Genomic DNA, 26,839 nt, shown 5'->3' on the forward strand with positions numbered 1-26,839 from the left:
GGGCGGATCGCGAGGTCTCGACAAGCTCGACCACCGGATGGCCCGAACCACCGGAAACGCAGAACTCCCCGCCCACCGAGAGCCGGCAGACGAGGAGTTCCGTGAAGCAAAGAGACCGGTTACGCGTCGACGCGCACCGCGGTCGGCGCGACCGTCGCACCGGAGAAGTCCACGGCGAGCATGAGCGCCTGCCACGGGGTCTCCGACTGCGCAGCAACGAGCTCGGCCGCGACGAGACGCTGACCGGGGTCGTTGGCCAGAACCAGCACCGACGGACCGGCGCCGGAAACGACAGCGGCGAAGCCCTGCTCGCGCAGCATCGTGATCAGACGGTTGGTCTCGGGCATGGCCGCGGCGCGGTAGCTCTGGTGCAGCTTGTCTTCGGTGGCCGCGAGCAAGAGCTCTGGGCTCTGGATGAGCGCGGCGATGAGCAGGGCAGAGCGCGACACGTTGAAGACGGCGTCTTCGTGCGGCACCGATTCCGGCTGCAGGCTGCGAGCCAACGCCGTCGACATGGCGTGCTCGGGAACGAAGACCAGCGGTGAGACACCGCGGTGCACGTTGAGACGCTTATGACGGGGGCCTTCCGGCGTGGTCCAGGCGATGGTCAATCCGCCGAAGAGGGCGGGCGCGACGTTGTCGGGGTGCCCCTCCATCTCAGTGGCGAGGGCGAGCAGCGCCTCGGAATCGATCTCGACGATTCCCTCGAGCAGCCCCTTGGCGGCCATGATGCCCGACACGATTGCGGCACCGGACGAGCCCATGCCGCGGCCGTGCGGGATGACATTGTTCGCGACCAGGTTGAGCCCGGGGAGCTCGACGCCGTAGTGAGCGAAGGTGTGCGCGACGGCACGCACGACGAGGTTGGACTCATCGGTGGGCACCTCGCCTTCGCCGACGCCATGAACTTCGACGCTCGCACCCGGGGCATCCCGAACGCTGACCTCAAGCTGGTCGTAGAGCGCGAGCGCGAGTCCGAGGGTGTCGAAGCCGGGGCCGAGGTTCGCGCTGGTCGCGGGAACCTGCACGGTGACGGATCGGCCGGCGAGCAGAGGGTTCAAGCTCATGCCTTGGCCAGCCCAAGCACGCTGGCGACCTCGGCCGTGTCAACGGCCACGATGGTCGGCGTGACGTCGGAACCATCGGCGGTGCGAAGCGCCCATTGCGGGTCCTTCAGACCGTGACCGGTGACGGTGAGCACGACGGTTGCACCGGCCGGGATCTGACCGGCTTCGGCACGTTCGAGCAAACCTGCAACGCTGATGGCGGATGCCGGCTCAACGAAGATTCCGACCTCGGCCGAGAGGATGCGGTAGGCCTCGAGGATCTTCTCGTCGCTGATCGCGCCGAAGTAACCGTTGCTGGTCTCGCGGGCGACCAGCGCGGGCTCCCAGGAGGCCGGGTTGCCGATGCGGATGGCGCTGGCGATGGTTTCGGGGTGCTCAACACGCTTGCCGAGAACGATCGGTGCGCTGCCGGCAGCCTGGAAACCGAACATGCGCGGAAGCTTCGTGGTGGCGCCACGGGCCAGCTCTTCGCTGTACCCGCGGAAGTAGGCGGTGTAGTTTCCGGCGTTGCCGACCGGGAGCAGGTGGAAGTCAGGAGCGTCTTCGAGCACCTCGACGACCTCGAAGGCCGCCGTCTTCTGGCCCTCAATGCGGTCGTTGTTGACCGAGTTGACCAGGTGCACCGGGTAATTGGCGGCGAGGTCGCGAGCAATGTCGAGGCAGTCGTCGAAGTTTCCCTGCACCTGGAGCAGCTGGGCGTTGTGGGCGATGGCCTGGCTGAGCTTGCCCATGGCGATCTTGCCCTCCGGCACGAGCACGGCGGCGGTGATGCCGGCGTGCGCGGCGTAGGCGGCGGCCGAGGCGCTCGTGTTGCCGGTCGAGGCGCAGATGATGGCTTTCGCGCCGTCTTCCATTGCCTTCGAGACGGCCATGGTCATGCCGCGGTCCTTGAACGAACCGGTCGGGTTCATTCCTTCGTACTTGATCCAGACCTTCGCACCCGTGCGGGCGGAGAGCGCCGGAGCAGGAAGCAGCGGGGTGCCACCCTCGCCGAGCGTGATGATGGGCGTGGCATCCGAAATGTCGAGGCGGTCGGCGTATTCACGCAGCACGCCGCGCCACTGGCGTGAAACGGGCCGGCTGGACTCTCGTTCGCTGGACATCAGGCTCCTTCAACTCTCAAAACGGATGCGACGTTGGTGACGACGCTGTTGGCGGCAAGGGCTGTGACAGTGGCCGCAAGTGCGGCTTCCGTTGCCTCGTGGGTCGTGATAACCAGGGTAGCCGTCGCCGAGACTGCTTCCTGACTGCCGATGGGGGGCAGGGCCGGGTTCATCGACTGCTCGACCTGCGCCAGCGAGACGCCGTGATCGCTGAAAACACTGGCGATGGTGGCGAGCACGCCGGGCTCATCGCTGACCTCCAGGGTGATCGCGTAGCGCGTCGTGACATGGCCGATGTCGAAGACCGGCAGGTTGGCGTGGCTGGACGCCGCGACGCCTGGTCCGCCCAGAACGTGACGACGGGCGAGCGAGACGAGGTCGCCGAGCACGGCTGACGCAGTTTCGACTCCCCCGGCTCCGGCACCGTAGAACATCAGGCTGCCGGCGGCTTCAGCTTCGACGAAGACCGCGTTGTTGGCGCCGTGCACGGCCGCCAGCGGGTGGCTGCGGTGTACGAACGCCGGGTAGACCCGCGCCGAGACGCCCTCGACACCCGTGGTCGGGTGGGTGAGACGTTCGCAGATAGCGAGGAGCTTGATGACGTAGCCGGCCTTGCGGGCCGATTCGATCTCCTGCGGGGTGACGCTGGTAATGCCTTCACGGTAGACGTCTTCGAGGGGAACCGTGGTGTGGAAGGCGAGGCTCGCGAGCAGCGCGGCCTTCTGCGCCGCGTCGTACCCGCCGATGTCGGCGGTCGGGTCGGCTTCGGCATAGCCGAGCGCCGTCGCGGTGGCGAGTGCCTCTTCGAGAGTGTCGCCCTCGGTGTCCATTCGGTCGAGGATGAAGTTCGTCGTTCCGTTGACGATGCCGAGGATGCGCTTGACGGTGTCACCGGCCAGGCTGTCGCGCAGCGGGCGCACGATCGGGATCGCACCGGCGACGGCCGCCTCGTAGTTGAGCTGTGCGCCCACCTTGTCGGCGGCTTCGAACAGTTCGGGGCCGTGGGCCGCGAGCAGCGCCTTGTTGGCGGTGACGACATCCGCCCCCGAGTTGATCGCCAACAGGATGTAGCTGCGGGCCGGCTCGATTCCGCCCATGAGCTCGACGACGACGTCGGCGCCCAGAATGAGGGATTCGGCGTCGGTGGTGAAGAGTTCGCGCGGCAGGTCGACGGTGCGCTCGGCGTTGACGTCGCGCACGGCGATGCCGATCAGTTCGAGGCCGGCGCCGACGCGGTTGGCGAGTTCTTCCTGCTGCTCAAGCAGCAGGCGGGCGACCTGAGCGCCTACCGAGCCGCCACCGAGCAGGGCGACACGCAAATTGCGGTATTCGATCATCGTGAGCTGTCTTTCAGTTCGTTGGTTTCGGATGTCGCAGTGGTCGAGCTTGTCGAGACCGTTGGGCCTGCCGTGGCCCCGGTGTCGCGGGCGAGCAGATCGTCGATCGTCTCACCGCGAATCAGGATGCGTGCGGTGCCGTCGACGACGGCGACAACCGGCGGACGGCCGAGGTGGTTGTAGTTGTTCGACAACGACCAGCAGTAGGCACCGGTGGCGGGAACCGCGACGAGGTCGCCGGGGGTCACATCATTGGGCAGGTAATCGGCGTCGACGACGATGTCACCGCTCTCGCAGTGCTTGCCGGCGATGCGCACGAGCGCCGGGTCGGCGTCGGAGAGGCGGTTGGCAATGCGCACCGAGTAGTCGGCTTCGTAGAGGGCGGTGCGGGCGTTGTCGCTCATGCCGCCGTTCACGCTCACATAGAGGCGGGTGGCCTGCGTGTCGGTGTCGGCCTGTGCGACCTGCACCGGCTTGATCGTGCCGACCTCGTAGAGGGTGATTCCGGCCGAGCCGATGATGGCACGGCCTGGCTCGAAGGCGATCGCCGGAATCGCAATCTCCCGCTTCGCGCACTCGGCGGCCACGATGTCGGCAATGCGTGCGGCCAGTTCCTCGATCGGGGTCGGGGTGTCGACGGTCGTGTAGGCGATGCCGAAGCCGCCGCCGAGGTTGAGCTCGGGAACCGGGCCGTCGGCGAGCAGGGCGGCGTGCACCGCGAGCAGGCGGGCCGCCGACTCGGCGAAACCGTCGGCACCGAAGATCTGCGAGCCGATGTGACAGTGCAGTCCGCGGAAGTCGAGGCTCGCATGTGAGCGGATAGCTGCGACGAGGCGCGGCGCATCCTCAAGAACGACCCCGAACTTCTGGTCTTCGTGGGCCGTGGCCAAGAAACTGTGGGTGTGGGCATGCACGCCACTGTTCACGCGCAGGCGCACCGATTGCACTTTTCCGTGGCGGGCAGCGGCCGCGGCGACGCGCTCGATCTCGATCGGGCTGTCGATGATGATCGTGCCGATGCCGATGCGGGTCGCCTCGTCGATTTCGGCGAGGGACTTGTTGTTGCCGTGGAATCCGAGGCGGCTGGCCGGTGCTCCCCCGGCGAGCGCGACGGCGAGTTCGCCGCCGGTGCACACGTCGATGTTGAGGCCTTCGGCGAGCATCCAGCGCACGATCTCGGTCGAGAGGAACGCCTTGCCGGCGTAGTAGACGCGCACGGCGGTGCCGATGCGGGCGAACTCGGTCTCGAAGGCGGTGCGGATTTCGCGAGCGCGGGTGCGGGCATCCGTCTCGTCGATCACATAAAGAGGAGTGCCGAATTCGGCCGCCAGAGCGGATGCCGTCAGGCCGCCGATCGTCAGCTCGCCGTCGGCAGAGCGTGTGGTCGTCTTCGGCCAGAGCGCGGGGCTCAAGTCGTTGGCGTCGGCGGGCACGGTCAGCCAGCTGGGGGCCAGCGGATTGCCGGCCTGATCGCCGGGTTGGGCAGAATGCGACGCGTTGGGTGCGTCGTCGGAGACGTGTGTAGCCACGGGTGAAAACCTCACGGATGTTCGAGTGGGTGTCTCACTGTGTGGCGAGCGAACCCGGATTGGTCCCTGAAGCCAGCGAAGAGAGGTTGCCGGGCGTCGATGCGCTGGCAGATACCGAGATTCTAGCGAACGCCTGTCGCGTGCGCTGAATTGTGACCGTCGGGCTGCCGGGGTGTGGGCTGACGGCGCTGGGCATCAGGATGCAGGTTCGAGCCTAACGGCCTGGCGCGGATGACGTGAACGTGTGCGGCATGGCGGGGCGCGCTTGGTTCCGATTTGCGGCGGCGGCGCGGAGGGTCGGTGTCGATAAAGTTCAGCCCTGGGTAAGACCATCGCTCCCCCGAGGATGCGTGGGGTCAGGGCTGAACATTACTGCGGGCTCTTGCAAACCTTTCCTTCTACAACCGCGCAATGAGACACTGTGCAAAGGGGGACGTATGAGCGAACATTCAGAGCGCACAGATTCACATTCGGCCGACTGGGCACAGCAGCAGAGCCGCGTTCAGATTGCGAGCTTGATCTCAGCCCGCACCGGCATGCTCGTGGCGACGGCAGTGCTCAGCGCCGTTGCGTACTGGATTCTGGGCAACGCGAGCCGAGTCACCTGTCCGGGCGGAGTGAACGCAGACGGCAGCTATCTTGACAGCGCCGGTAATCCCACCGATGTGGCGCCCGTGTGTATCTCCCTGACGCTGCAGCCGAATTCACTCGTGTTCATCCTTCTCGCCGCAACTGTTATCGGTGCAGTAGCGATTGCGCGACGCTTCGCCACGAGCGTTCAGCAGGCCAGATGGATACTCGACGGATCTCTTCTCCTCCTCATCGCAATCGTGATCGTTTGCTTGTCCACCAGCTACCAGACACTCTTTGCAATTCCGCTGACCGATTGGCAGCCGGGGTCGCCCGTTCCGATTCCGTTCCTGCTCAATGTGCGGGTCGAAATCTCCGACCTTCCTATCCCGGGCTAGCCAAGCTTCGGTCGTTACGCTGAGCCCATGGATCGCACTCTGCAGGGCATGACCATTGTTGTCACCGGCGCCAGCTCGGGCCTCGGCCGGGAAGCGGCGAAGACGCTCGCCGAGCGCGGGGCTGAGGTGGCCGTCGTTGGGCGCAATCCCGAGCGGACTCGGGCCGTCGCTGCGGAAGTCGGTGGGCAGGCTTTTCTCGCCGATTTCGCCTCGTTCGGCGAGGTGCGTGCACTGGCCGACGCTCTCCTCGAACGCTATCCATCAATCACCGTGTTGGCCAACAACGCGGGCGGCCTCGTTTCTAAGCGCACGATGACCGAAGACGGCCACGAACTGACGATTCAGTCGAACTTTCTCTCGCCGTTTCTGCTGACGCGACTGCTGCTTCCGCGTCTCGAGGCGACAGCATCCGCTGCGGGCATCGACCCGGTGACGGATGCTGCGGGTCACGCCGTCAGGGTGATCTCGACCGCGAGCGTGGCCAACCGGGTCGGCCAGCTTCGCCTCGACGACCTGGATTGGGAGAAGCGGCGCTGGAACGGAGGCTGGCGCGCGTACGGCACCGCGAAGATCGCGACCATTCTGTTCACGCGTGAGCTCGCGCGTCGCACCCGGGACACCGGAATCGCCGCGTACTCATTCCACCCGGGTTTCGTGAGCACACGCTTTGGCGCCGATTCACGACTCATGAAGGTCGGCGCGCTCTTCGGCAACGGGGGCCTGAGCATCACCCCGCAGGCCGGGGCCGCTCCCCTGGTGCATCTGGCCACAGCCGAGTCGATTCCGTCGCCGAGCGGAACCTACTTCGACGGGGTACAACCCAACGGAGCGTCGAGCAAGCAGGCGCGCGATCTGGCGCTCGCCGGCGATCTCTGGGCTGCGGCCGAGAAGCTGACCGGGGTCGCGGCGGTTCGCTGAGGGTTCGGTGATTGAGCCTCGTTGGTCGAGGAGCGAGCGCCAGCGAGCGTCTCGAGACTGCCGAATGCGCGAGACTAAAGTGTCACACTCACGAAGTCAGGAATCACGATGATCACGCTCAAGCAGGATGCCGATGGCTACATCCGCATGAACAAGCACTTTCCGCAGACCGTCGCGATTGCGATCGCCTTCACCGATGGCTCGGTCGAGCAGTTCTCAGGGAGCCAGCTCAACGAGTTCTACGACGCGGCTCAGGCCGAGTTCCGCGCCGAGAATCACCTCGACGCCAAAGGGTTCTCTCGCCGGCCGGCCAAGACGGTGCAGTCCAAGAGCAGCATCGACTACGTGCCGGTTCAGCCCGGTATGGGCACGCCCTCAGCCTGACCCACTGCGGATGGCTCGCCTGACCGTCGAGTAGCTACTCGAAGTAGAGGTGCTTGTGCAGCCGGCAGCCCTCGTTGAACTCGGCAGCGCAGTGCGGGCATTCGCTGACCTCAAAGTAGGTCGTAATGGACAGCGTCTGTTGGCAGACCCCGCAAAGAATCGCGTGTTCGCCCTGTCGCTCGATGGGCCATTGGCGTGCCTCGTGGTCCGCGGTCTGCTCGTGGCAGAGATGGCACGGGTAGAACCGTTCGCAGCAGACGAACTTGATCGCGACGACATCCAGTGCGGTTGCGTAGTGAACGCACCGGGTCTGGTCGTCGATCGGCTTGCCGTAAATCTCCACACTCCACGGTCTCACATCTGAGAGTTGTGCGGTGCGTTCGCGCGCTCGCGCAACAGCGCCCGTTCGCGCTCGTTCTGCGTGAGATCCGCCGCGCGCTCGAACTCGCCGCGGGCCTCCGTGGAACGACCCAGTTTCACCAGCAAATCGCCCCGCACGGCCGGCAACAGGTGGTAGCGGGTGAGGGCGCCGGTGGCCACGATCGCGTCAACGATCCGAAGCCCTTCGGCGGGCCCGGCCGCCATCGCGACCGCGACGGCCCGGTTCAATTCGACAACCGGCGACGGCGTGAGCCGGGCCAGTTGGTCGTAGAGCGCGGCGATGCGAGCCCAGTCGGTCTCGTCGGCCCGGCGGGCGCGGGCGTGGCAGGCCGCAATGGATGCCTGCAGCAGGTATGGCCCCGGCGCGACACCACGCGACACGGCTTGGGATCTCGCCAGCGCGGTCAGCCCGCGACGGATCAGCATCTGATCCCAGCGTGACCTGTCCTGGTCGAGCAACAGCACCGGTTCTCCGCTGCGATTCGTGCGGGCACCCATCCGGGAGGCTTGGATCTCCAGCAGGGCAACGAGACCGTGCACCTCTGATTGGCCCGGGATGAGCCCCGCGAGCACCCGGCCCAGCCGAAGCGCCTCTTCGCAGAGGGCCGGGCGCATCCAGTCGTCGCCCGCTGTGGCCGAGTACCCCTCATTGAAGATGAGGTAGATCACTTCGAGCACCGAGCTCAGACGAGCGCCGAACTCGGCACGGGAGGGCACCTCGAACGGAACGTGCGCCTCGGAGATCGTGCGTTTGGCGCGCACAATCCGTTGCGCGACAGTGGCCGGCGGAGTGAGGAAAGCGCGAGCGATCTCGTCGGTCGACAGCCCGCCGAGCAGCCGGAGAGTGAGCGCGACCCGGGCCTGACGTGAGATGACCGGGTGGCAGGCGATGAAGATGAGCCGCAGCAGATCGTCGCCGACCGGGTCGTCGAGCGCCTCAACATCCGCGTCGCCGGGATGCAGCGAGGTGCGCTCGTCGGTGCTCAGGTCGGCGGCGAGCATGCCGTACTTCTTGCCGAGGGTTTCTTGACGGCGCCAGTTGTCGATGGCCCGGCGTTTGGCGATGGCCGTGAGCCAGGCACCGGCGTTGCGCGGGATGCCGGACTGCGGCCACTGCTCCAGCGCCTCGACGAGGGCATCCTGCGCCAGTTCTTCGGCGAGGTCGATATCGCCTACCAACCGCACGAGCGTGGCGATGAGGCGGCCTGACTCCATGCGCCAGACCGCCTCAATCGCGCGGTTCGTTTCGGTCACGCGGTGCGGGACTCCCCGTGCTCCTCGCGCCACTGGATCTCTTTCTTCACGAACTCGTTGTCCTGATCGAACTCCGACACGTCGAAGACTTGGCGCACCTCGATCTCACCAGTCTTGAGGGGCACGCGCTTGGCCCGCTCGATGGCCTCCTCGCGGGAGGCGGCCTGGATGATCCAGAAGCCGGCGATGAGTTCCTTGGTCTCGGTGAACGGGCCGTCGATGACCGTGCGGTCGTCGTCGGAGAACTCGACCCGGGCGCCAGAGGCGCTCCCGTGCAGTCCCTCGCCGGCCAGCAGCACGCCGTCGGCGATGAGTTCTTCGTTGTAGCGCCCCATTGCGTTCAAGTCTTCGTCTGTCGGAGTCGCGGCCGACTCGGTGTTCTCATCGGCCTTGAGCAGCAGCATGAACTTCATGGCGGATCACGTTCCTTTGTTCGTTGTGAATCATTTCGAGATGAGGCAGCTTTACCTCATACTCTGACGTCGAACGGGACCCGTTGCAATCGACACGAGACGCAAACTTTTTCGTGAGGACTACTACTTCTCCGAGAGAGGCGGCTGGTAGAGCCGCAGCCAGGCGTCGGTCTGCGCCACGTGGGCCGCAGCCGCCGCGGATGCCGCAGCAGGGTCGCGCGCAAAAATCGCGTCGGCGATGGCCCGGTGACCGAGATCGCTGATTCGTTTGAGTTCCGCGCCGTTCGGCAGCTCGAAAACTTGATAGGCACGCGAACGCGAACGAAACACGCCGAGCAACGCCATCAGGGTGGGGTTGCCGCCCGCTTCGGCGATCGCCTCATGAAAGCGGGCATCGCACGCCGAGGCGAGCTCGGTGTCGTCGGTGGCTTCCATCTGCTCGATCAGGCTGAGCAACTCGGCCTCGGTGTCGGTCGAGACGCGCGCCGCGGCCTGCGCCGCCGCGTGAGCTTCCAAGACGCGACGCAGCTCGTACATGTCGAGCAGTCCCGAGAGCGGAAGCAGGTCGACGGTCAGCGCGAGCGACCCGATGATCTCCTCGGCGCGCAGCTGCGAGACATACGTTCCCGAACCATGCCGCGATTCGATCACGCCGAGCGCCGACAGCATCCGCACCGCTTCACGCAGCGACCCGCGGGAGACGCCGAGTTCGTCGCAGAGTTCGGACTCCGGCGGAAATTTTTGCTCTGCGACGAGGCGTCCAGAGGAAATCATCTGCCGCAAGCCGTGAAATGCGTCGTCGACAGCAGACATCCGGTTCCCCTCGTTGGTCTCACGTCGCAGACGCCGGTCTCGCCGCGTCCGCATGCCACATGGTAGCGGGGCAGCACCCACCGACGCGGCATTTTCTCTTGGTTTCAAGCATAATCATCGCTCACACCCTCTGCAACAAAGTTGTTAGATGACTTTTTGGCATTTGCCCCCTAAGCTCACTGTTCACGGCCTTGAAACAAAGATGTAATCGAAGTCATCTGATCTCTCACTAGAGTCGTACGCACCTCCCCCTCGTGAACAGACAGGAAACCCGCCGGCATATGAGCACCATCCGAGCCACCGCTCCCCTCGCCCTCTCGCTGCCTGACGGCCGGCCCGCCGCCGCGGCCTGGACATTGGACACCGACTCGATTCACATCAACCACGGCTCGTTCGGCGCGGTTCCACTGGTGGCGCAGTTGCACCAGAATGCGCTGCGCGCCGAGATGGATGCCGCCCCGGTCGCGTGGTTTCCGGCCCTGCCCGACCGCGTGAAGGAAGCCCGTCTGGCTATTGCCGACTTTCTCGGCGTCGACCCCGGCATCACCGCACTGGTTCCGAACGCGAGCGGCGGGGCCAGTGTTGTCTTCACCTCCCTGCCAGTGCGGGAAGGCGTCGAGATTGTCGTCACCGACCACGGCTACGGCGCGGTCACCATGGGCGCTGAGCGGCTAGCCCGGCGCTGGAATGGAACGGTGCGCACGGCCCACGTTCCGCTGAATGCCACCGCCGCCGAGGCTCACGACGCGATCATGGCCGAAGTCACCGATGCGACCGGCTTGATCGTCATCGACCAGATCACCTCCCCGACCGCCCGGTTGCTTCCGGTGCAGTCGATCGCCGCCGAGGCCCGCCTCCGCGGAATCCCCACCTTGGTCGACGGCGCCCACGTTCCCGGCCTCTACGACCGCCCACTCGACGGCCTCGACTGCGACTTCTGGCTCGGCAACCTGCACAAGTTCGGCTGCGCGCCCCGCGGCACGGCCGCGCTCGTCGCGCAGGGCCCGCTCGCCGAGGAGCTCTACCCGTTGATCGATTCCTGGGGCGCGCCGTTTCCGTTTCCCGACCGGTTCGACAGCCAGGGCACCCTCGATCAGACGAGCTACCTCGCCGCCCCCACCGCACTCGACTTCATCGAGGAGACCTGGGGCTGGGATGCCGCGCGCAGCTACCTGACCGAGTTGGCCGACTACGCCGAACACACCATCGCCGACGCATTCGGCGCACTCACCGGAGAAGACCACCGGGTCGACGTCGGGATGCCCGTCAACGGGTTGCGCCTGGTGCGACTTCCCGCCGGCCTGGCCGAAACCCATGACGATGCCAACGCTCTGCGCGACCGGGTGATCGCCGAACTCGGCGTCGAGGGCGCCTTCACGAGCTTCGAAGGCATCGGCTACTACCGACTGTCGACCCACGTGTACAACACGGCGGCCGACTTCGACTACTTCGCCCTGCACTGTGTTCCCGTGCTGGGCGAGTGGGCGCGCGCGGCAACGCGCGCCTAGCTTCACCCGTTTCACGCATCACGAACCTGCACCATCATCGCTCCACCACACCATCACCATGAAAAGAGGAAAACTGTGACTCTCAAGAAGTCATTCGTCGGTCTCGGTCTCGGTCTCGTCGCAGCGCTCGCCTTCAGCGGATGCTCCGCCACTCCGAGCGACGGTACCGTCACGCTGCAGATGGTCGAAAGCCTGACCAACCCGGCACGCACCGAGGTCATCAAGGGCCTCATCTCAGAATTCGAGGCGGAGAATCCAGGCATCAATGTCGAACTGATCTCCCCTCCCACCGATCAGGCCGACCAGAAGATTCAGCAGATGCTGCAGGCCGGCAGCGGAGTCGACGTACTTGAGGTGCGCGACATCACGGTTGGCTCATTCGTAGCCAACGGCTGGCTGTCTGACATGTCGACCGAGCTGGCCGATTGGAAGGGCTGGGACAACCTCACCGACAACGCCGCGAAGTACGCCAAGACCGCTGACGGCAAGACCTACTACGTGCCGTACGGCTTCTACGGGCTCAGCCTCTTCTACCGCTCCGACCTGGTGAAGGAAGCCGGTTTCAGCGCCCCGCCGACCAGCTGGGATGACCTGCTCGAGCAGGCGACTGCCATCCAGGATCCCGACAAGAACAAGTTCGGCTACGCGTTCCGTGGCGGCACAAACGGAAACTCGAACGTCGTTGTCGCGATCGAGGCGTTCGTGGCCGATCAGATCGACCAGGACAACGCGTTCAAGCTGACCAACGGCAAGACGATCTTCTCGGCTCCGGAGGCGCGTGACGCGCTGAAGACCTACTTCAACATCTTCGAGCAGGCGTCCCCGCCCTCGTCGGTGGCCTGGGGTTACCCCGAAATGGTCGAGGCGTTCTCGAACGGTTCCACGGCGTTCCTGCTGCAGGACCCCGAGGTCATCGCGACGATCTCTGAATCGACCTCCGTCACCGCCGACCAGTGGAACACCGCTCCCCTGCTCACCGGCCCGACCGGCAAGGCAATCCAGCCCATGGCCACGGCGGGCTGGGGCACCGCAGCGAAGAGCGAGCACAAGGCAGAAGCAGCCAAGCTGATCTCGTTCCTCTCCGAGGGCGACGCGGCGACGACGTTCGCACAGAAGAACAGCCTCGTGCCGATTCTGAAGGATGCCGCCGACAGCGAGTTCTACAAGACCGGCGCCTGGGCCAGCTACGTCACGATGAACGAGAACCCCGACACCTACATCACCGCGGTGCAGCCTCGGGACTCCGCCTGGTGGACCGAATGGATTCAGAAGTCTGACTCCGAACTGCAGCAGGTGTTGATCGGTCAGATGACGCAGGAAGAGCTGCTCGCGAGCTGGGACAGCTACTGGACCGACAAGTGGAAGAACTCCTAGGCCACACTCCCCATGACTCAAACACTCACTGAGACCCTGGAGCGCCCGCAGACCGCGGGCGCTCCGGCGGGGCCGCCGGCCCGCATCCGCTACTCGCGGAAACGCTCGTTCACCATGCGCAAGGGCCTGACGATCTTGGGATTCATGGCTCCGGCCATCCTGTTCGTCGCGGTGTTCATCTACTACCCGATGCTCTCGGGCAGCCAGATGGCGTTTCGCAATTGGAACCTCTCCAACCTCTCGGACACCTCGTTTGTCGGGCTCAAGAATTTTCAGACGATTTTTGCCGACCCCGTCTTCTACACGGTGCTGCGCAACACCGCGGTCTGGGTGATCGGCTCGATCATTCCGCAGCTCGTGATCGGCTTCGCGATTGCGCTGTGGTTGCGCCGCAAGTTTCGGTTCCGTGGCCTGTACCAGGCCCTCATCTTCTTTCCGTGGGCGATCTCCGGCTTTCTGATCGGCATCCTGTTCCGCTGGATGTTCAACAGCGAGTTTGGCGTGATCAATGACCTGCTGCAGAAAGCCGGCCTGATCGACACCCCCATCCCCTGGCTGGCCGACCCGACGACGGCGATGATCGCCGTCACGATCGCCAACGTCTGGTACGGCGTGACGTTCTTCGCGATCATGATTCTCGCCGCGCTGCAGTCGGTGCCCGACGAACTCTTCGAAGCCGCCGCACTCGACGGCGCCGGCAAGGTGCGGACCCTGTTCCAGATCACGATTCCGTACATCCGGATGACCCTGGCTCTGACGATCCTGCTGCGCGTGATCTGGATTTTCAACTTTCCCGACATCATCTGGGCCATGACCGGCGGTGGGCCGGCCAACCAGACGCACATCGTGACCACCTGGATGATCCAGACCACGCAGCGCGGCGACTACGGCATGGCTTCGGCGATCGGCCTGATCATCGTGGCGATCCTGATTGTGTTCTCTGCCTTCTATCTGATGGCCATTCGTGAGAAGAAGGCGGTTCAGTCGTGATTGACAGAGAAACGATTCCGGCCCGTGTTGTTCGGGTCTTGTTCCTCGGGCTGTGGCTGGTCATCACGATCTTCCCGCTCTACTGGATCATCATCACCTCGTTCAAGACGCCCGGGGCGATCTTCAGCTACCCGCTCACCTACTGGCCAGAGGTGTTCTCGTTTGAGAACTACATCGGCCTGTTCGAGAAGGCCCAGTTCGGCACCTACATCGGCAACAGCCTGCTCGTCGCCACGGTGGCGGCAACCCTGGCGACCCTGATCTCGATGCTCTCGGCCTATGTGCTGGCCCGGTTCGAGTTTCGGAGCAAGGGTCTGCTGCTGATGGCGTTTCTGGTCACCCAGATGATTCCCGCCTTCATCGCCCTCGGCCCGCTCTACCTGATGATGGTGAACCTGGGCCTGGTCGACAACAAGATGGGGCTGATGCTCATCTACATCGCCGTCTGCATCCCGTTCTCGACGATCATGTTGCGCGGCTTCTTCGCCAATGTGCCCGACGCGCTCGAGGAAGCGGCAATGATCGACGGTTTGTCCCGGCTCGGCGCGCTGTTCAAGGTGATCGTTCCGGTGATGAAACCGGGAATCGTCGCGGCGTTCATCTTCAACTTCGTGAACTGCTGGAACGAGCTGTTCCTGTCGGTCACGTTGATGAACCGGGACTCCAACAAGACAATCCCGACCGCGCTGAATGGCTTCATCTCGAGCTTCAACATCGACTGGGGTTCGATGTCGGCTGCCGCGGTGCTCACGATCCTCCCGACGATGCTGCTCTTCGCGTTCGCGAGTCGCTACATCGTGCAGGGCCTGACCGCCGGGGCGGTCAAGGGCTAGATCGATCGTCGATCGAGCGCTCCCGGTGATCGAGCGCTCCCGGTGATCGAGCGCTCCCGGTGATCGAGCTTGTCGAGATCTCGTGACGGGGTCTCGACAAGCTCCCGGTGATCGAGCGCTCCCGGTGATCGAGCTTGTCGAGATCTCGTGACGGGGTCTCGACAAGCTACCGGTGATCGAGCTTGTCGAGATCTCGCTGGCCGGTCTCGACAAGCTCGACCACCGGCCTTGTGCTGGACCAGCGAACGCGCAGACGGTCGCCAAGCACCACCGTGACAACCCCCACGATCACCACGGCTCCGCCGACGAGCTCGCCCGGGTAGGGCACCTCCCCCAACCAGACGAATGAGATCAGCACGGCGACCGGCGGAACCAGGTACAGCAGCGAGGTCGACGTGGCCATCGAAATCCGCGCGACGGCGTAGCCCCAGAGCACGAAACCGAGCGCCGACGGAAGCACCGCGAGGTACGCGGCTGACCACCACGCCGCCGGGCTGGCCTGGCCGAGATCGGCCCAGGCGAATGGCACGGTCGGCAGCAGCATGACTGCGCCGCCCACCATGCAATACGTCGCCACCTCCAGGCCCGAGTACTTCTTGAGCAGCGGCTTGGTGAGCGGGTGATAGATGCCCTGCACGACCATGGCCGCGATCACAATCCAGAGGGCGGATGATGCGGTGAAGCCCGAGCGGGTCAGGGAGACCAGGGCGACACCCGCGAGAGCCACGGCGCTACCAATGATTTTCAGGCCGGTGAGTCGCTCGCCCAGCAGTCCTGCCGCGATAGCGACGCTCACGAGCGGAGCGGCGGCCACGATGATGCTCGCGGTGCCGGCCGGAACGTCGAGTTCGCCCCAGTTCAGCAGCACTTGGTAGGCGGCCATGCCGAAGAACGCGCAGGCGAGAATCAGCGGGAGGTCGCGCCGGGCCGGAATGCGGACCTTGAGGATCGGGGCCAGCACCAGGAGCAGCAGGGCAGCGATCGCCAACCGGGCGAGGGAGAGGCCGGCCACGCCGAGCTCGGGGGCCGCAACGCGGATTGCCGGGAAAGCGCTCGCCCAGAGCACGACGACGGCCAGGCCGGAGAGGAGGGCTCGAGGGGATCGCATAACTTCAGCTTTGCCGACATTCGTCAACATATCTATTTACTTCTTCTGCTTAGAGGCGTAAGTATGGTTGATGTGTTGGACCTCCGAAAACTACGCATGCTCGCCGAGCTCGAGCGGCTCGGCACGATCGCCGCCGTCGCCCAAACGCTGCATTTGACCGCCCCCGGGGTGTCGATGCAGCTCGCCGCTCTCGAACGGGAAGTGGGACTGTCGCTCACCGAACGCAACGGTCGGCGGCTCACGCTCACGCCGGCCGGGCGGCTGCTCGCGTCACATGGGCGTTCTCTGGTGGAGATGCTCTCGCTGGCCGAAATGGAAGTCATCGCGCTGCAAGAAGGCTCGGCAGGCACCTACCGTGTGGCCGCGTTCCCGTCGATCGCGCGCTCAATCGTCGCCGACACCTGGGCGATCCTGCGCGAGAACCCGGAGTTGGGCGTGAGGATCGAACTCATCGAGATGGAACCCGAAGACTCGCTTCCGGCTCTCGCTGCCGGGGAGGTCGACATCGCGCTGAGCCACTCCTATTCGAATCTGCCGGCGACGCTTTCGCCCAATCTCGTGACCGCTCCCCTCGCATCCGAGACGGTATGGCTGGCCTCACGCGCCGATCCTTCCGATCCCTCCGATGTCGAGCTGGCCGGGTATGCGACGGCCGACTGGGTTGTTCCGCACCGCAACTGGTCCTGTTACGAGATGGTGCAGCGCGCGTGCGGCCTGGCCGGATTCACCCCGCGGATCGTCGCCGAGGCCACCGACTTCTCGGTCATTCTCGCGCTCGTGGCTGCGGGCGCTGGGGTCGCGCTGGTGCCGCAGCTCACCGTTGGCCAACTGCCGGCCGGGGTGACGCTGCGCTCCCTGACTGTTCCGGTGGTTCGGTACGACACGGTCGTGACGCGGCAAGCGACAGCCGCCGACCTGGGCGCGCAACGCATTCTCGCGCTTCTGGCCGACTCGGCTGGACGTCTGGTGCCGGCTCCAATCGGCTCCGGCGATGGCCACTGATCGGGGAACGCCGCCTCCACCTTGCACGGGGACTGCCCTTTTTCGCTTCTGAACTTCAGGCTCAATTGACCCTGTAGTTCAGAAGCGAAAATACACATCCCGATCTCGCGCCAGAGCGGCGCGGATCGACCCGGTACGCTCACGACATGACGGCCGACGACAAGGCGCACCGCGTAGAACTGCAACGCTTCGCGTTCGGGCGCGCCGACTCCCCCGCCGAGAAAACGCGCGCCGACGAGGCGCTGCGGCAGCTACAGGCGGAGGAAGCGGCAGCCGTCCGTGTTGCTGCCGATGCCCAGGATGCTGATTCCCACGACGCTGAAGGCGCCGCCACGGATGTTGGCGGCACTGGCTTGCAGCGCGCGGACGAGCCCGCGGGCAGGACTCCAATCGACGGCTTCGTCGAGCCAAACTCTCCCCATCGCCTGCTTCAGAGAGCTCCCCGTTGGCTGATCCCGGTGGTCGCAGTCGGCCTGGTCGTCATCGGAGCGATCGGTGGGGCCGCAGCGAGCGGCAGTGCGTCGGATTCAGCGGCTCGTCCGTCAGTGGCGCCGACGAGCCACGCTGCCGTCGCGCCGCTTACTGAGCGCGATTGGCCCGCTGATCCCCAAGCCGCAGAGCGTTGGTTCAACCGCGAACGAACCGCAGCGGACGAGCTCCCGTATCCGGTTGCCGATCTCGGATCGGGCAGCTCGATCGATCCGGCGACCTCCCGGCTTGTGATGCAGGCCCCCGGGTGAGTTCCCCTGGAACCTCTGGGTCGCGAGAACCAGCGCAGGCGGATACTGCCTGTACATGACGTACCCAAGCGACGGAACGTCGGATTACATCTGCAAAACGAGCGAGGTATTCGCCGCGTCAGGACTGGAATTCTTCTCCAGTCCCGGTGCACAAGTGCGCTGGGATGGAAGCAGGCTTTCTATCTACGATGAAAAGTAGCGGTGATCGAGCCTGTTAAGGAGCGAGCGCCAGCCAGCGTCTCGAGAACGGCGAGCGAGGTCTCGACAAGCTCGACCACCGGCCGGGCTCGACTACTGATCGCTAACCCGCCGAGCAGCTGCCCAACGTGTTCAGCGCATCCGGCGACAGCGAGAGCGTGTTCGACGCCAACGTGATCTGCAGGCGCTCCGGCGTGACGTCGACGCCGGTCAGGGTGACACCTTCCGGCAGGTACTCGGCGACGCAGATGGCCACCGGCTTCTGCCCGAGAATGAGGTTGACAACCCCGCTCACGTCGAGTGAGCCGAGCGAGCTGGTCAGTTCCGCCGAGGTCGGCGTGAGGTAGAGCGTGTCGCCGGCCGCCTGCGGAACCGCCGTCGCCGTGTAACCGATCGACGTTCCGAACACCTCGATCGAACCCGAGTAGCTCACGTCACCGTCGCGCAGCTCCAGCGTCGCATCCGGAACGTTGACGGCCTGGCTCAGCAGCGTGTTCAGCGACTTCTGGTCGAGATCGATCGTGCCCGTGACCGAGCCGATCTGCTTCGCGGTGTTGGTGGGAACATCCTTCGCCACGACATCGACCACGGCCGTCGCCCCGTTCACCGCGAGATTCGATGAGGTGAGCTGCACCTGCTCGAAGTTGCCGGCCAAGAACTGGCCGATCACCGAGAATCCGCCGATCGCCACGTTGACGTCGCCGGTCACGCCCTCCGGCAGGTTGCTGGAGATCTCTTGCTCGACCTTGCTCTGAGCGACGTTGCGCGCAATCGCATCGGCGACGAAGAACAGTACGATCAGTGCGACCACCGAGGCGCCGACAATGATCAGAACACGGTTGCGGCGACTCACAGTGGCGGCCATGACTACATCTTCTCGGGAGCGGAGACGCCGAGCAAGCCGAGGCCGTTGCGGATGACCTGACCGGTGGCGTCGTTCAGCCAGAGACGGGTGCGGTGCACGTCGGTGACGGGTTCTTCACCGAGCGGGATGACGCGGCAGTTGTCGTACCAGCGGTGGTAGTAGCCGGCGACCTCTTCGATGTAACGGGCAACGCGGTGCGGTTCACGCAGTTCGGCGGCCTGGGCGACGACGCGCGGGAACTCCTGCAGCACACCGAGCAGAGCCGACTCACTGTCGTGCACGAGCAGTTCGGGCGCGAAGACCGAGCGGTCGACACCGGATGCAGCAGCGTTGCGGGCCACCGAGCAGGTGCGTGCATGGGCGTACTGCACGTAGAAGACGGGGTTCTCGTTGGTGTGCTTGCCGAGCAGGTCGAGGTCGATGTCGAGCTGCGAGTCACTGCTTGAGCGCACCAGGGCGTAGCGACCGGCATCCACGCCCACGGCGTCGACGAGGTCGTCGAGGGTGACGATGGTTCCGGCGCGCTTGGACATGCGTACCGGCTCGCCGTCGCGCAGCAGGTTGACCATCTGACCGATCAGAATCTGCAGGTGAACGCCGGGGGTATCGCCGAACGCCTCGGCCATGGCCATCATGCGGCCGACGTAGCCGTGGTGGTCGGCGCCGAGCATGATGAGGTTTTGGTCGAAGCCGCGCTCACGCTTGTCGAGGTAGTAGCCGATGTCGCCCGAGATGTAGGCGGGTTCACCGTTCGAGCGGATGATGACGCGGTCGCGGTCATCGCCGAAATCGGTGGTGCGGAGCCAGATGGCGCCGTCTTCTTCGAAGATGTGGCCCTGTTCGCGCAGGCGCTCGATGGCCCGTTCAACCGCACCCGACTCGTGCAGCGAGTCTTCGTGGAAGTAGACATCGAAGTCGACGCCGAAGCCGTGCAGCTTTTCTTTGATCTCGGTGAACATGAGCTCGACGCCGACCGCGCGGAAGACTTCCTGCTGCTCGTCCCGCGGCAGGGCGGCGATGTCGCCGTCACACAGGGCGACGACGTTGGCGGCGATGTCGGCGATGTACGCTCCGCCGTAGCCGTCTTCCGGCGTGGGCTCGCCGAGGTAGGCGGCGAGAACGCTGCGAGCGAAGCGGTCGATCTGCGAACCGTGATCGTTGAAGTAGTACTCGCGCGTGACATCCGCGCCCTCAGCCTGCAGCACGCGAGCGAGGCTGTCGCCGACGGCGGCCCAGCGCACTCCGCCCATGTGGATCGGGCCGGTGGGGTTGGCCGAGACGAACTCGAGGTTGATCTTGATGCCGTCGTACATGTGCCCGGTGCCGTATGCGCTGCCGGCGTCGACGATGGTCTTCGCGAGCGCGCCGGCGGCGGCGGCTTCGAGACGGATGTTGATGAAGCCGGGGCCGGCGATCTCCACGGATGCGACGCCGTCGAGGGCTTCGAGTCCGGCGGCGAGTTCGGCGGCGACCTCGCGCGGGTTCGATCCGAGCGGCTTGGCGATCTTCATCGAGATGCTGGAAGCCCAGTCGCCGTGGTCGCGGTTGCGCGGGCGTTCGAGGGTGACATCGGCGACGGTGAGGCCGAGGTCTGCGATCTCGTTCCCGGCCTGGCGTCGTCGCTCAACGAGCGCGTTGACGAGGTCGAACAGGGCTTGGGAGAGTTCAGCAGGAGTCACACGCTCAATCTTACGGGCGCGAAGCTGAACGCCGTGAAAACGGCGAACTCTCTCGACTCGCTCGACTCTTCCCTACGGTCTCCCCCTCGGCAGGCGATCTCGCTCCTGGGGCCATCTCAAGCCGGTTGCGTTACCTCAGTCGCGGCCTCTGCAGGTGCTCTGCGCTCGGGACCGCGTAGTTCGGGGCGCCGATGAGCTCGAGCGAGACGAACGGGGCGTCTCCGACGACGTGGGCGTCGTGACCCGGCGGGATTGTGTAGGTGTCGCCTGCGGTGATCAGGATGCGGGCACCATCGGCGGTTTCGACCTCGATTTCGCCCGAGATGCAGTACCCGACGTGGTTCACTTCGCAGAACTCGGTGCCGACGACCGGTTTGATGCACCCTGACCAGCTCCAGCCGGGTTCGAAGGTGAGGCGCCCGATCGAGTAGTCGCCAAGCGTGTTGACGTCGATAGTGGTCTTGTCGGGGGTGCGGCGGTCGTCGGGAAAGTCGAGCGACTTGACTTCCAGGCGCTTCACGACGTTGTCGGCCATGACAATCTCCTTGGATTGCGTTCTGATGGAATTGTGGATTCGATCTGATCTGGGTTGGATCTGCGCTGGCCACGCCGACATTCGAGCAGGCACGTGGCCGCTCATTTCATGCTATTCCGGGCCGAACGGCTGTCAACCGGGTGGCGTGGCGGCGGCTGGCTGGTGGCCCGAATCTGGGAACCTGTCGCGTCGTGAAGTTGAATAGCCGGAACGGCATAGATCGCTTGCTAAGGTCAAACCCGTGCCAGCCCTCATGCCTTCTACACGCATCCACCCGTCAACCATCCGTCGCGTTCGTCGGAGCGCCGTCGCTCCCATGGCCGCCGGAATGCTCGTGCTTCTTGCCTTGACCGCCTGCGCCGCAGAGCCGCCGAAGGGTGGCTCATCGACGACGCCTTCCGCCGCTGCATCGGCGACCCCCGGTGCGACGGATGTCCCCAGCGCGACGCCGACGCCGACGCCGACGCCTGAAGCAACGGGAATCCCGGTCACGCTCACCTGCGACGAGATTCTGACGCCGGACGACGTCTATGCGTTCAACCCGAATTACGGCACCGACCCGGGTTTCGAGCCGAGTGGCGCTGCAGCGAAGACTGCGGTGAAGTATGACGGTGTGGCGTGTGGCTGGCTCAACCAGACCAGTGGCGCGATCATCGAGGTGTCGGTCACGCAGCCGAACGACGTGTTGCAGACCACGCTGATCGATCAGGCACTGAAGTCGAGCAAGATCGTTCCGACCTATGGTCCGCCGCCGATCGAGGGCTTCTTTGGCGTTGCCGATGGAGTGGGCACCGCACAGGTGCTGTCCGGCGCTCACTGGGTAACGGTGAGCTCGACCGAGTTCTTCGAGCCAGGCGACGCGCAGACCCTTGTGGCTTCGGCGTTGTCGCACCTGGGATAGTTTCGCGGGTCGCTTCGTTACCGGCGCCGTCGCGAGTGGCGGATTTTCGTCGCTCAGATACTGGTAACGTAGTGACCACCCTGGCCCCCATAGCTCAGGGGATAGAGCACTGCCCTCCGGAGGCAGGGGCCGCAGTTCGAATCTGCGTGGGGGCACATTTTGTCACGTGACACCCTAGTTCGGACTTTTGCCACCTAGTTCGGACTGCGCAATACCACGCAACTCAGGATTCCCCCGTAGATGAGACCTTTGGAGGCGAGCTTGATTCCTAGCTCGCTGGCCAGCGTCACTTCGGGTGCATCGGATGTCTAGGCCGACTCGCGCGAAACCGCGTGACCTGACTGAGTCTTGGCCGGATTCCCCGTCGTCTACAGCGCCTGGGGAGGTCGCTAGACAGTTCGCCCTCAATCTGAAGTCCTCCATTGGAGAGCGAAGCCTTCGTGCCGCGGCTGCGGAGTGCGGGCTTGTGCACGTCACGCTCGCCTCCATCCTTGATGGTCGTGTTTGGCCTGACCTGGAAACGATCGCGAAGCTCGAATCAGGTTTGAGCGCCCGGCTGTGGCCATCTTCCTGAGCCAAGTGTCCGACTTGTGAGACAGCCTTCTGCACGGCAGGGCCACCCGACATCTGGTTCGTACGCTTGTCGGCCGGCCTTTGAGCCGAGCATCGACTCGCTGCTTTGCAACAGCACAGATCTACCCCCAAACGGGGGGTGGAAGCGTTACGATAGCGGCGACAGTGTGGTCCAAGGAATACGCCAGATAACGTTCTTCAGCACCAAGCATCCCGCGAACCTGCGCCGCAGAGGCCGCGACGCAAAGTGGCTTCGGCTTCCCGCCCGTGCTCGACGCATGATGCGCATAGGAGGTCTCGATGTTGAGATCAATCGCCTTTCTCGGTGACGGGCTCATCGAGGGAGGCTTGTGGCAAGAATGGTTCCCGGATTTCGAGATACATAATCTGGGAGTAAGCGGAGACACCACTGCTGAGCTGAAGGGACGACTGGACGCGGTCTTCGCTCTCCAACCGGACGCCGTCGTTCTGCAGATTGGCGCCAACGATCTGAGCTGGCACCGATCAGACGAGTACATCGTGCGCAATATCGAAACAATCTTGTGTTCGATCCGCAGGCAGTTGCCGACGACACGTATCCTGCTGCAATCCGTTCTTCCGCGCGAGCGTGAGTTTGCTGAGACGATCCAGTCCATTAATCGTCACCTATGGCAGTTCGCGCCCACTCAATATGCGCAGTATCTCGACCTGTGGGCGGTGTTGGCGGATTCGGACGGTGAAATTGGTCACGCACTCTCAACGGATCGACTTCATCTGAGCGCTGAAGGCTACGACGCATGGCGGACCAAACTGAAGCCCATCCTGGAAAGCCTGTTCGAACTGCCATTCACGACGTCGGCGATCCAGATTCAGCAGGCCTGAGTTACTTCTGAGCGGTGCGCTCTACCCGCTCCAGGTGTGAAATTCCTTGGCTTGTGGCGCCTACGTGGAGATGCCCTCGGTGCTATCGGTCCCCGATCGCTTCCTGTACTGCGGCTGATACTTCCTCGGAGGAAGAGCTGAGTCCGGATTCGGCGCTCCGTTGGCGAACGACCGCCTCAATGTCGGTGAGAGGATGCTGTCCTCCGAGGTCGGAGAGAGTCTGGGCGACTATCCCACTCAGCTTTGTTCGTTCGGAAACGTCGTCTTGGTCCAGGACCGGTTTGTCTTGCGTATGAGCATCCTCTTTGCCAGGAACCTGACCTGCCTCATTCACGTTCGCGCTCCATCCATTTCCTTGATTCACCGGCACCAGCAAGCGCTTGGGCTTGGGCTTGGGCTTGAACCGGTTTGATCTGCACCTGCCCGTGCCGAGCCAACCGGCACATGTCGATCTCACTTCTTTTTTGATTTTGCAGCGGCCTTCGAGCGGGACGAGCCTTTCTGGTGGGCATTCGTCGAGGGGTTCGGAGTCCTCGTCACGGGAGGCTCCGAACCCGTAGTGGCCGTGCTCTTCAGCGCCCCGAACGTCATGTCGACATCTGCCATCTCCATGGCCGCGGTCGCCTGAATCAGCTCGAATAGCTCCGGGTCGAGCCCCGGGGGGAACTCTTCCAAGCGTTCGGGGGCAATCTCCGAGGGCACGCCCGCCGGGGCCTGCTCGCTGGTGTCCAGGGTCGTTCCATCGTTGGAGGGTGAGAGACCTTGGAAGATCTTGCCGGCCTCCGACTGATTGGCGAGGTCAAACGTGTACTGCTTGCTTTGCAGCCCGAGATCAAGAAGAAGCGCGACCTCGGGAAACTTCTCCGCGTTGGTCTTCGGAATCGGCAGCGCCTTCCTCCAATCCACTCCTAGTGTCTCCAACGCTTTCGCATACGCGTTTTCGTGTGCCTGGTCGCGAACGATGAGATAGGCGATGGTTGAGCGTGCCGTGGCGTTGTTCGTCATCTCATAGATGCGGCACTTCTGCAGGCGCCCGGTCGACTCCAACATGAGGTTGTACAGCAGATCCAGCACGAGATTGCCGGAGTTGTAGACGTAGCTACCGCTCCACGGGTTGCCGGCCGCGTCCACTGGGAGCGCCCCCTGGGCGCCCACCAGATAGTGGTGGACATTGCCCTGGGACAGCGCAATCTCCAATGGCATTGCGCCCCCAGCGCCGGGAGCGTCCACGGTGGCACTCGGCTTGCCCTGGTAGCGCGGTGACCCATCCAAGAGCCGGGAGATTGTCGTGCCGATCAACTCCACATGGCTGATCTCCTCTGTGCCGATGCCCTGGATCAGGTCCCGGTACGGCTTCGCACTAGCCCCTCGAAAGTTCATGCTTTGAAAGAGGTACTGCATCATCGTGCGCATCTCGCCGAATTGGCCGCCGAGCCCCTCTTGAAGGACGTTCGCGGCAGCTGGATCTGGTTCATCGGGAACGATCTCGTTGATCAATCGCTGCACATGAAAGAACATCTTTCCTCCTACGATGACTAAATTTCAGAGCGGAACGAGGGCGTTTCGAACGAAGCGAAGCGAAGCGGGTAACGGTCCTGAGCCGTCGGCAAGTTCAGACCACGTCGGTATCGCGGCGACCCGAAGGCGTGGACACATTGCGCCTGTGGCGTCTCCCGTCTATGGCCGTGAGCCTCCCTCCTGGACGGCTTGCGTCGCGTCGACGGTCTGGTCCTTCAGATCTGTGACGGCGGATGTCGCTTCCGACTTCACTGCGTCGACCCCTTCGATGGCTGTCTCCTTCACGGCCTCGGCAGCCTCCTCGGCAGGCTCGCGCAGGTCGTCAGTTATGTCCATCGCCGCGCGTTGCACTTCTTTGATGAGGGGCTCGGCGGCGTCTGTGAGCGACTCTGCGATCTCCTTTTCCATTGTGCTGGCCGGGACCAGCGACGCGGCGAGCCAGCCCACTCCGAATGCGATCAGGCCCACAGCCAGCGGATTTCCCTTGGCCTTCTCGACCGCCTTGTGCGGGGCATCGGCGAGAGCATCGACCACATCAGATCCCGCTTCACGAACATCTGCCGTTGACCCCATCACGCGTTCCGTCACCCTGCCGATGGCGCTCTTCACCTTCTCCGTCTGGCGGTGGGCAATCTTCGAGGGGGTCACCTTGTCCGCCAAGGCGTCCACATCACTTCCGAGTTCGGACCGCGTGCGCTCGATGTCGGCACGAATCTGGTCCGGGTCGCTGTTCGTCATCGGTTTTCCTCATTTCTTCTGAGTGTTTCGGGAATTTCTTTGAGTGTGTCGACCGTCTGGGGGGCACCCTTGACGGTCTTCATCTTGCGTTGGGCCGACAGGAACAGGACGAGGGCCACGACGGCCCACACCACCGCGATCACGACGGCTGACCAGGCGTTGCCGATGAGGTAGCCCAGGCCCCACCAGGCAGCGATCGACAGGAACAACACCGTCATCGTGCCGCCGTATGCCGCGGCACCATACATTCCGGCGGCCTTGCCGGTGCGAGTGGCAGATTCACGCAGCTCCGCCTTGGCGAGTTCGAGTTCCTGCCGGATCAGCGTGGAAACATCACGCGTGACCTCGCCGAGCAAGTCGCCCAGAGAGTTCTTCGCGGCCTGTTCCTCCGAAGGGGTAGGGGCGTCAGTCATCGCCGTTCGCCACCTTCGGTCGACTGGACACCGGCGTGCTGACCGTGCGCGAGGGACGCCCCGTCGTAGATCGGTGTAGCCGAACCCGCTTGAATATCTGGGTCGATGTTGACCGATGAGTACCTGGGACCCCGGGTGCCGACCGAGCCTGCCGTGGTCGAGCCGGGAGTGACGCCGGCCGGCGCCACGGCGTCCGTGGAGAGGGTCTGACCCGCTGCGCTCGCTTGCGACTCAGCGGATCCACTGGCAACCGACCGAGTAAGCCGACCAGCCAGCACGCCCGCAGCAGCGGCGATCGCGATAAAGGTACCGGGCTTCTCCCGGGCAAACCTGCGCACTTCCTCAAGGAGCGAGCCTGGATCACGATCACCGAGCCACAACGCAACGCTTCCGGTCTTTGCCGCAGCCTGCCGCACAAGGTCGGTAGCCATGCCGTCCTTTTCGGAGTTGTCAGCCATGCGCTGGAGCTCGTCGCTGATCGAAACCAGGCCAGCCGCGACACGTTCCTGCTGGGTGCTTGCCTGCTCGTAGAGCTCCTCCTTGGCTTCGGAGAAGAGGTCGCTGACCTGTACCTTCACTTCGGAGGCGACCTTCGCGGCCTCATCTTTGGCAACCCCCGCAACTCTCTGTCCCGACTCCGCCGCCTGCTCGCCAAGATGAGCTGCCTCGTCCTTGACGAGAGAAGAACGGTCGCCGGCGCTAGGGGTCGCAACAATCACCGATTCCTCGCCGGCAACCGGCGGTAGGACCTCTTCGCTAGGTAGGCCGGTCACTGCGTCGTCGTCTCGGGGCGGAACCGGCGGGTAAAGATTCGACATGTCATTTCCCTTTCTCTG

Annotated in this window: 26 protein-coding genes, 1 tRNA gene and 1 pseudogene; 12 read left to right on the forward strand and 16 right to left on the reverse strand. The window is 64.4% G+C overall.

What is annotated here, in order from left to right:
• Positions 1–119: 119 nt before the first annotated feature.
• The 4 genes from thrB to lysA are packed head-to-tail and all read right to left on the reverse strand — an operon-like array spanning position 120 to position 4,961.
• Positions 120–1,067, reverse strand: coding sequence for a homoserine kinase (gene thrB, locus AB4Y63_RS11795; protein WP_441791236.1), 948 nt, complete (start codon positions 1,065–1,067; stop codon positions 120–122).
• Positions 1,064–2,170, reverse strand: a complete 1,107-nt coding sequence (thrC, locus tag AB4Y63_RS11800) for a threonine synthase (RefSeq protein WP_441791237.1) — start codon at positions 2,168–2,170, stop codon at positions 1,064–1,066. Before thrC ends, thrB begins: the two co-directional genes overlap by 4 nt.
• Positions 2,170–3,507, reverse strand: a complete 1,338-nt coding sequence (locus AB4Y63_RS11805) for a homoserine dehydrogenase (protein WP_441791238.1) — start codon at positions 3,505–3,507, stop codon at positions 2,170–2,172. The genes thrC and AB4Y63_RS11805 overlap by 1 nt, the downstream gene beginning before the upstream one ends.
• The gene (gene lysA / locus AB4Y63_RS11810; protein ID WP_441791456.1) at positions 3,504–4,961 is read right to left on the reverse strand and encodes a diaminopimelate decarboxylase; all 1,458 of its coding nucleotides are present in this window, start codon (positions 4,959–4,961) and stop codon (positions 3,504–3,506) included. The genes AB4Y63_RS11805 and lysA overlap by 4 nt, the downstream gene beginning before the upstream one ends.
• 512 nt (positions 4,962–5,473) lie before the next feature.
• Between lysA and AB4Y63_RS11815 the strand changes: the two genes are divergently transcribed.
• The 3 genes from AB4Y63_RS11815 (at position 5,474) to AB4Y63_RS11825 (ending at position 7,306) form a co-directional block, all read left to right on the forward strand.
• The gene (locus AB4Y63_RS11815; protein WP_441791239.1) at positions 5,474–6,004 is read left to right on the forward strand and encodes a hypothetical protein; all 531 of its coding nucleotides are present in this window, start codon (positions 5,474–5,476) and stop codon (positions 6,002–6,004) included.
• Positions 6,005–6,031: 27 nt separating this feature from the next.
• A complete protein-coding gene (locus tag AB4Y63_RS11820; RefSeq protein WP_441791240.1) occupies positions 6,032–6,922 on the forward strand; it encodes an SDR family NAD(P)-dependent oxidoreductase in 891 nt (296 codons plus the stop codon).
• A 108-nt stretch (positions 6,923–7,030) separates the two neighbouring features.
• Positions 7,031–7,306, forward strand: coding sequence for a hypothetical protein (locus AB4Y63_RS11825; protein ID WP_441791241.1), 276 nt, complete (start codon positions 7,031–7,033; stop codon positions 7,304–7,306).
• Positions 7,307–7,340: 34 nt separating this feature from the next.
• On the opposite strand, the gene AB4Y63_RS11830 is transcribed toward AB4Y63_RS11825, so the two are convergent.
• The 4 genes from AB4Y63_RS11830 to AB4Y63_RS11845 form a co-directional block, all read right to left on the reverse strand.
• Positions 7,341–7,649, reverse strand: coding sequence for a CHY zinc finger protein (locus AB4Y63_RS11830; RefSeq protein ID WP_441791242.1), 309 nt, complete (start codon positions 7,647–7,649; stop codon positions 7,341–7,343).
• An 11-nt stretch (positions 7,650–7,660) separates the two neighbouring features.
• Entirely contained in the window at positions 7,661–8,941 is a 1,281-nt protein-coding gene (locus AB4Y63_RS11835) for an RNA polymerase sigma factor (RefSeq protein WP_441791243.1), read from the reverse strand.
• Positions 8,938–9,354 carry a YciI family protein gene (locus AB4Y63_RS11840; protein WP_441791244.1) on the reverse strand — a complete coding sequence of 139 codons (417 nt, stop codon included), beginning with the start codon at positions 9,352–9,354 and terminating at the stop codon, positions 8,938–8,940. Before AB4Y63_RS11840 ends, AB4Y63_RS11835 begins: the two co-directional genes overlap by 4 nt.
• A gap of 123 nt (positions 9,355–9,477) precedes the next feature.
• The gene (locus AB4Y63_RS11845; RefSeq protein ID WP_441791245.1) at positions 9,478–10,167 is read right to left on the reverse strand and encodes a FadR/GntR family transcriptional regulator; all 690 of its coding nucleotides are present in this window, start codon (positions 10,165–10,167) and stop codon (positions 9,478–9,480) included.
• 281 nt (positions 10,168–10,448) lie between these two features.
• Here AB4Y63_RS11845 and AB4Y63_RS11850 point away from each other — a divergent pair, with 281 nt between their 5' ends.
• The 4 genes from AB4Y63_RS11850 (at position 10,449) to AB4Y63_RS11865 (ending at position 14,872) form a co-directional block, all read left to right on the forward strand.
• The gene (locus tag AB4Y63_RS11850; RefSeq protein WP_441791246.1) at positions 10,449–11,675 is read left to right on the forward strand and encodes an aminotransferase class V-fold PLP-dependent enzyme; all 1,227 of its coding nucleotides are present in this window, start codon (positions 10,449–10,451) and stop codon (positions 11,673–11,675) included.
• 75 nt (positions 11,676–11,750) lie between these two features.
• Positions 11,751–13,049 carry an ABC transporter substrate-binding protein gene (locus AB4Y63_RS11855; protein WP_441791247.1) on the forward strand — a complete coding sequence of 433 codons (1,299 nt, stop codon included), beginning with the start codon at positions 11,751–11,753 and terminating at the stop codon, positions 13,047–13,049.
• Between the two features lie 12 nt (positions 13,050–13,061).
• Positions 13,062–14,039, forward strand: a complete 978-nt coding sequence (locus tag AB4Y63_RS11860; RefSeq protein ID WP_441791248.1) for a carbohydrate ABC transporter permease — start codon at positions 13,062–13,064, stop codon at positions 14,037–14,039.
• On the forward strand, positions 14,036–14,872 hold the full coding sequence (locus tag AB4Y63_RS11865) for a carbohydrate ABC transporter permease (RefSeq protein ID WP_441791249.1): 837 nt from the start codon (positions 14,036–14,038) through the stop codon (positions 14,870–14,872). Before AB4Y63_RS11860 ends, AB4Y63_RS11865 begins: the two co-directional genes overlap by 4 nt.
• Positions 14,873–15,038: 166 nt before the next feature.
• On the opposite strand, the gene AB4Y63_RS11870 is transcribed toward AB4Y63_RS11865, so the two are convergent.
• Positions 15,039–15,980 carry a DMT family transporter gene (locus AB4Y63_RS11870; protein WP_441791250.1) on the reverse strand — a complete coding sequence of 314 codons (942 nt, stop codon included), beginning with the start codon at positions 15,978–15,980 and terminating at the stop codon, positions 15,039–15,041.
• Positions 15,981–16,043: 63 nt separating this feature from the next.
• Between AB4Y63_RS11870 and AB4Y63_RS11875 the strand changes: the two genes are divergently transcribed.
• Positions 16,044–16,982 (forward strand): LysR family transcriptional regulator, encoded by a 939-nt coding sequence (locus AB4Y63_RS11875; protein WP_441791251.1) that lies wholly within the window; start codon positions 16,044–16,046, stop codon positions 16,980–16,982.
• 146 nt (positions 16,983–17,128) lie between these two features.
• On the forward strand, positions 17,129–17,722 hold the full coding sequence (locus AB4Y63_RS11880) for a hypothetical protein (RefSeq protein ID WP_441791252.1): 594 nt from the start codon (positions 17,129–17,131) through the stop codon (positions 17,720–17,722).
• A gap of 301 nt (positions 17,723–18,023) precedes the next feature.
• Here the strand turns inward: AB4Y63_RS11880 and AB4Y63_RS11885 are convergent, their stop codons facing one another.
• From AB4Y63_RS11885 to AB4Y63_RS11895, 3 genes are all read right to left on the reverse strand, one after another.
• A complete protein-coding gene (locus AB4Y63_RS11885) occupies positions 18,024–18,785 on the reverse strand; it encodes an LmeA family phospholipid-binding protein (protein ID WP_441791253.1) in 762 nt (253 codons plus the stop codon).
• 2 nt (positions 18,786–18,787) lie between these two features.
• Positions 18,788–20,464 (reverse strand): arginine--tRNA ligase, encoded by a 1,677-nt coding sequence (argS, locus tag AB4Y63_RS11890; protein ID WP_441791254.1) that lies wholly within the window; start codon positions 20,462–20,464, stop codon positions 18,788–18,790.
• Between the two features lie 130 nt (positions 20,465–20,594).
• Positions 20,595–20,999 carry a cupin domain-containing protein gene (locus AB4Y63_RS11895; protein ID WP_441791255.1) on the reverse strand — a complete coding sequence of 135 codons (405 nt, stop codon included), beginning with the start codon at positions 20,997–20,999 and terminating at the stop codon, positions 20,595–20,597.
• A 241-nt stretch (positions 21,000–21,240) separates the two neighbouring features.
• Here AB4Y63_RS11895 and AB4Y63_RS11900 point away from each other — a divergent pair, with 241 nt between their 5' ends.
• From AB4Y63_RS11900 to AB4Y63_RS11910, 3 genes are all read left to right on the forward strand, one after another.
• A complete protein-coding gene (locus AB4Y63_RS11900; RefSeq protein ID WP_441791256.1) occupies positions 21,241–21,900 on the forward strand; it encodes an iron ABC transporter ATP-binding protein in 660 nt (219 codons plus the stop codon).
• A gap of 83 nt (positions 21,901–21,983) precedes the next feature.
• Positions 21,984–22,055: transfer RNA gene (locus AB4Y63_RS11905), tRNA-Arg, on the forward strand.
• 718 nt (positions 22,056–22,773) lie between these two features.
• Positions 22,774–23,334: a GDSL-type esterase/lipase family protein gene (locus AB4Y63_RS11910; protein WP_441791257.1), complete on the forward strand. Its 561-nt coding sequence runs from the start codon at positions 22,774–22,776 to the stop codon at positions 23,332–23,334.
• Positions 23,335–23,907: 573 nt separating this feature from the next.
• Here AB4Y63_RS11910 and AB4Y63_RS11915 read toward each other — a convergent pair.
• The 4 genes and pseudogenes from AB4Y63_RS11915 to AB4Y63_RS11930 all read right to left on the reverse strand — a co-directional run.
• Positions 23,908–24,852: pseudogene (locus AB4Y63_RS11915) on the reverse strand (manganese catalase family protein); the annotation flags it as partial.
• Between the two features lie 159 nt (positions 24,853–25,011).
• Positions 25,012–25,590 (reverse strand): DUF3618 domain-containing protein, encoded by a 579-nt coding sequence (locus tag AB4Y63_RS11920; RefSeq protein ID WP_441791258.1) that lies wholly within the window; start codon positions 25,588–25,590, stop codon positions 25,012–25,014.
• Positions 25,587–26,003 (reverse strand): phage holin family protein, encoded by a 417-nt coding sequence (locus AB4Y63_RS11925; protein ID WP_441791259.1) that lies wholly within the window; start codon positions 26,001–26,003, stop codon positions 25,587–25,589. The genes AB4Y63_RS11920 and AB4Y63_RS11925 overlap by 4 nt, the downstream gene beginning before the upstream one ends.
• Positions 26,000–26,821 (reverse strand): hypothetical protein, encoded by an 822-nt coding sequence (locus AB4Y63_RS11930; RefSeq protein ID WP_441791260.1) that lies wholly within the window; start codon positions 26,819–26,821, stop codon positions 26,000–26,002. Before AB4Y63_RS11930 ends, AB4Y63_RS11925 begins: the two co-directional genes overlap by 4 nt.
• Between the last annotated feature and the right edge of the window lie 18 nt (positions 26,822–26,839).

Source organism: Leifsonia sp. YAF41 (assembly GCF_052113185.1).
Lineage (GTDB): Bacteria > Actinomycetota > Actinomycetes > Actinomycetales > Microbacteriaceae > Cryobacterium.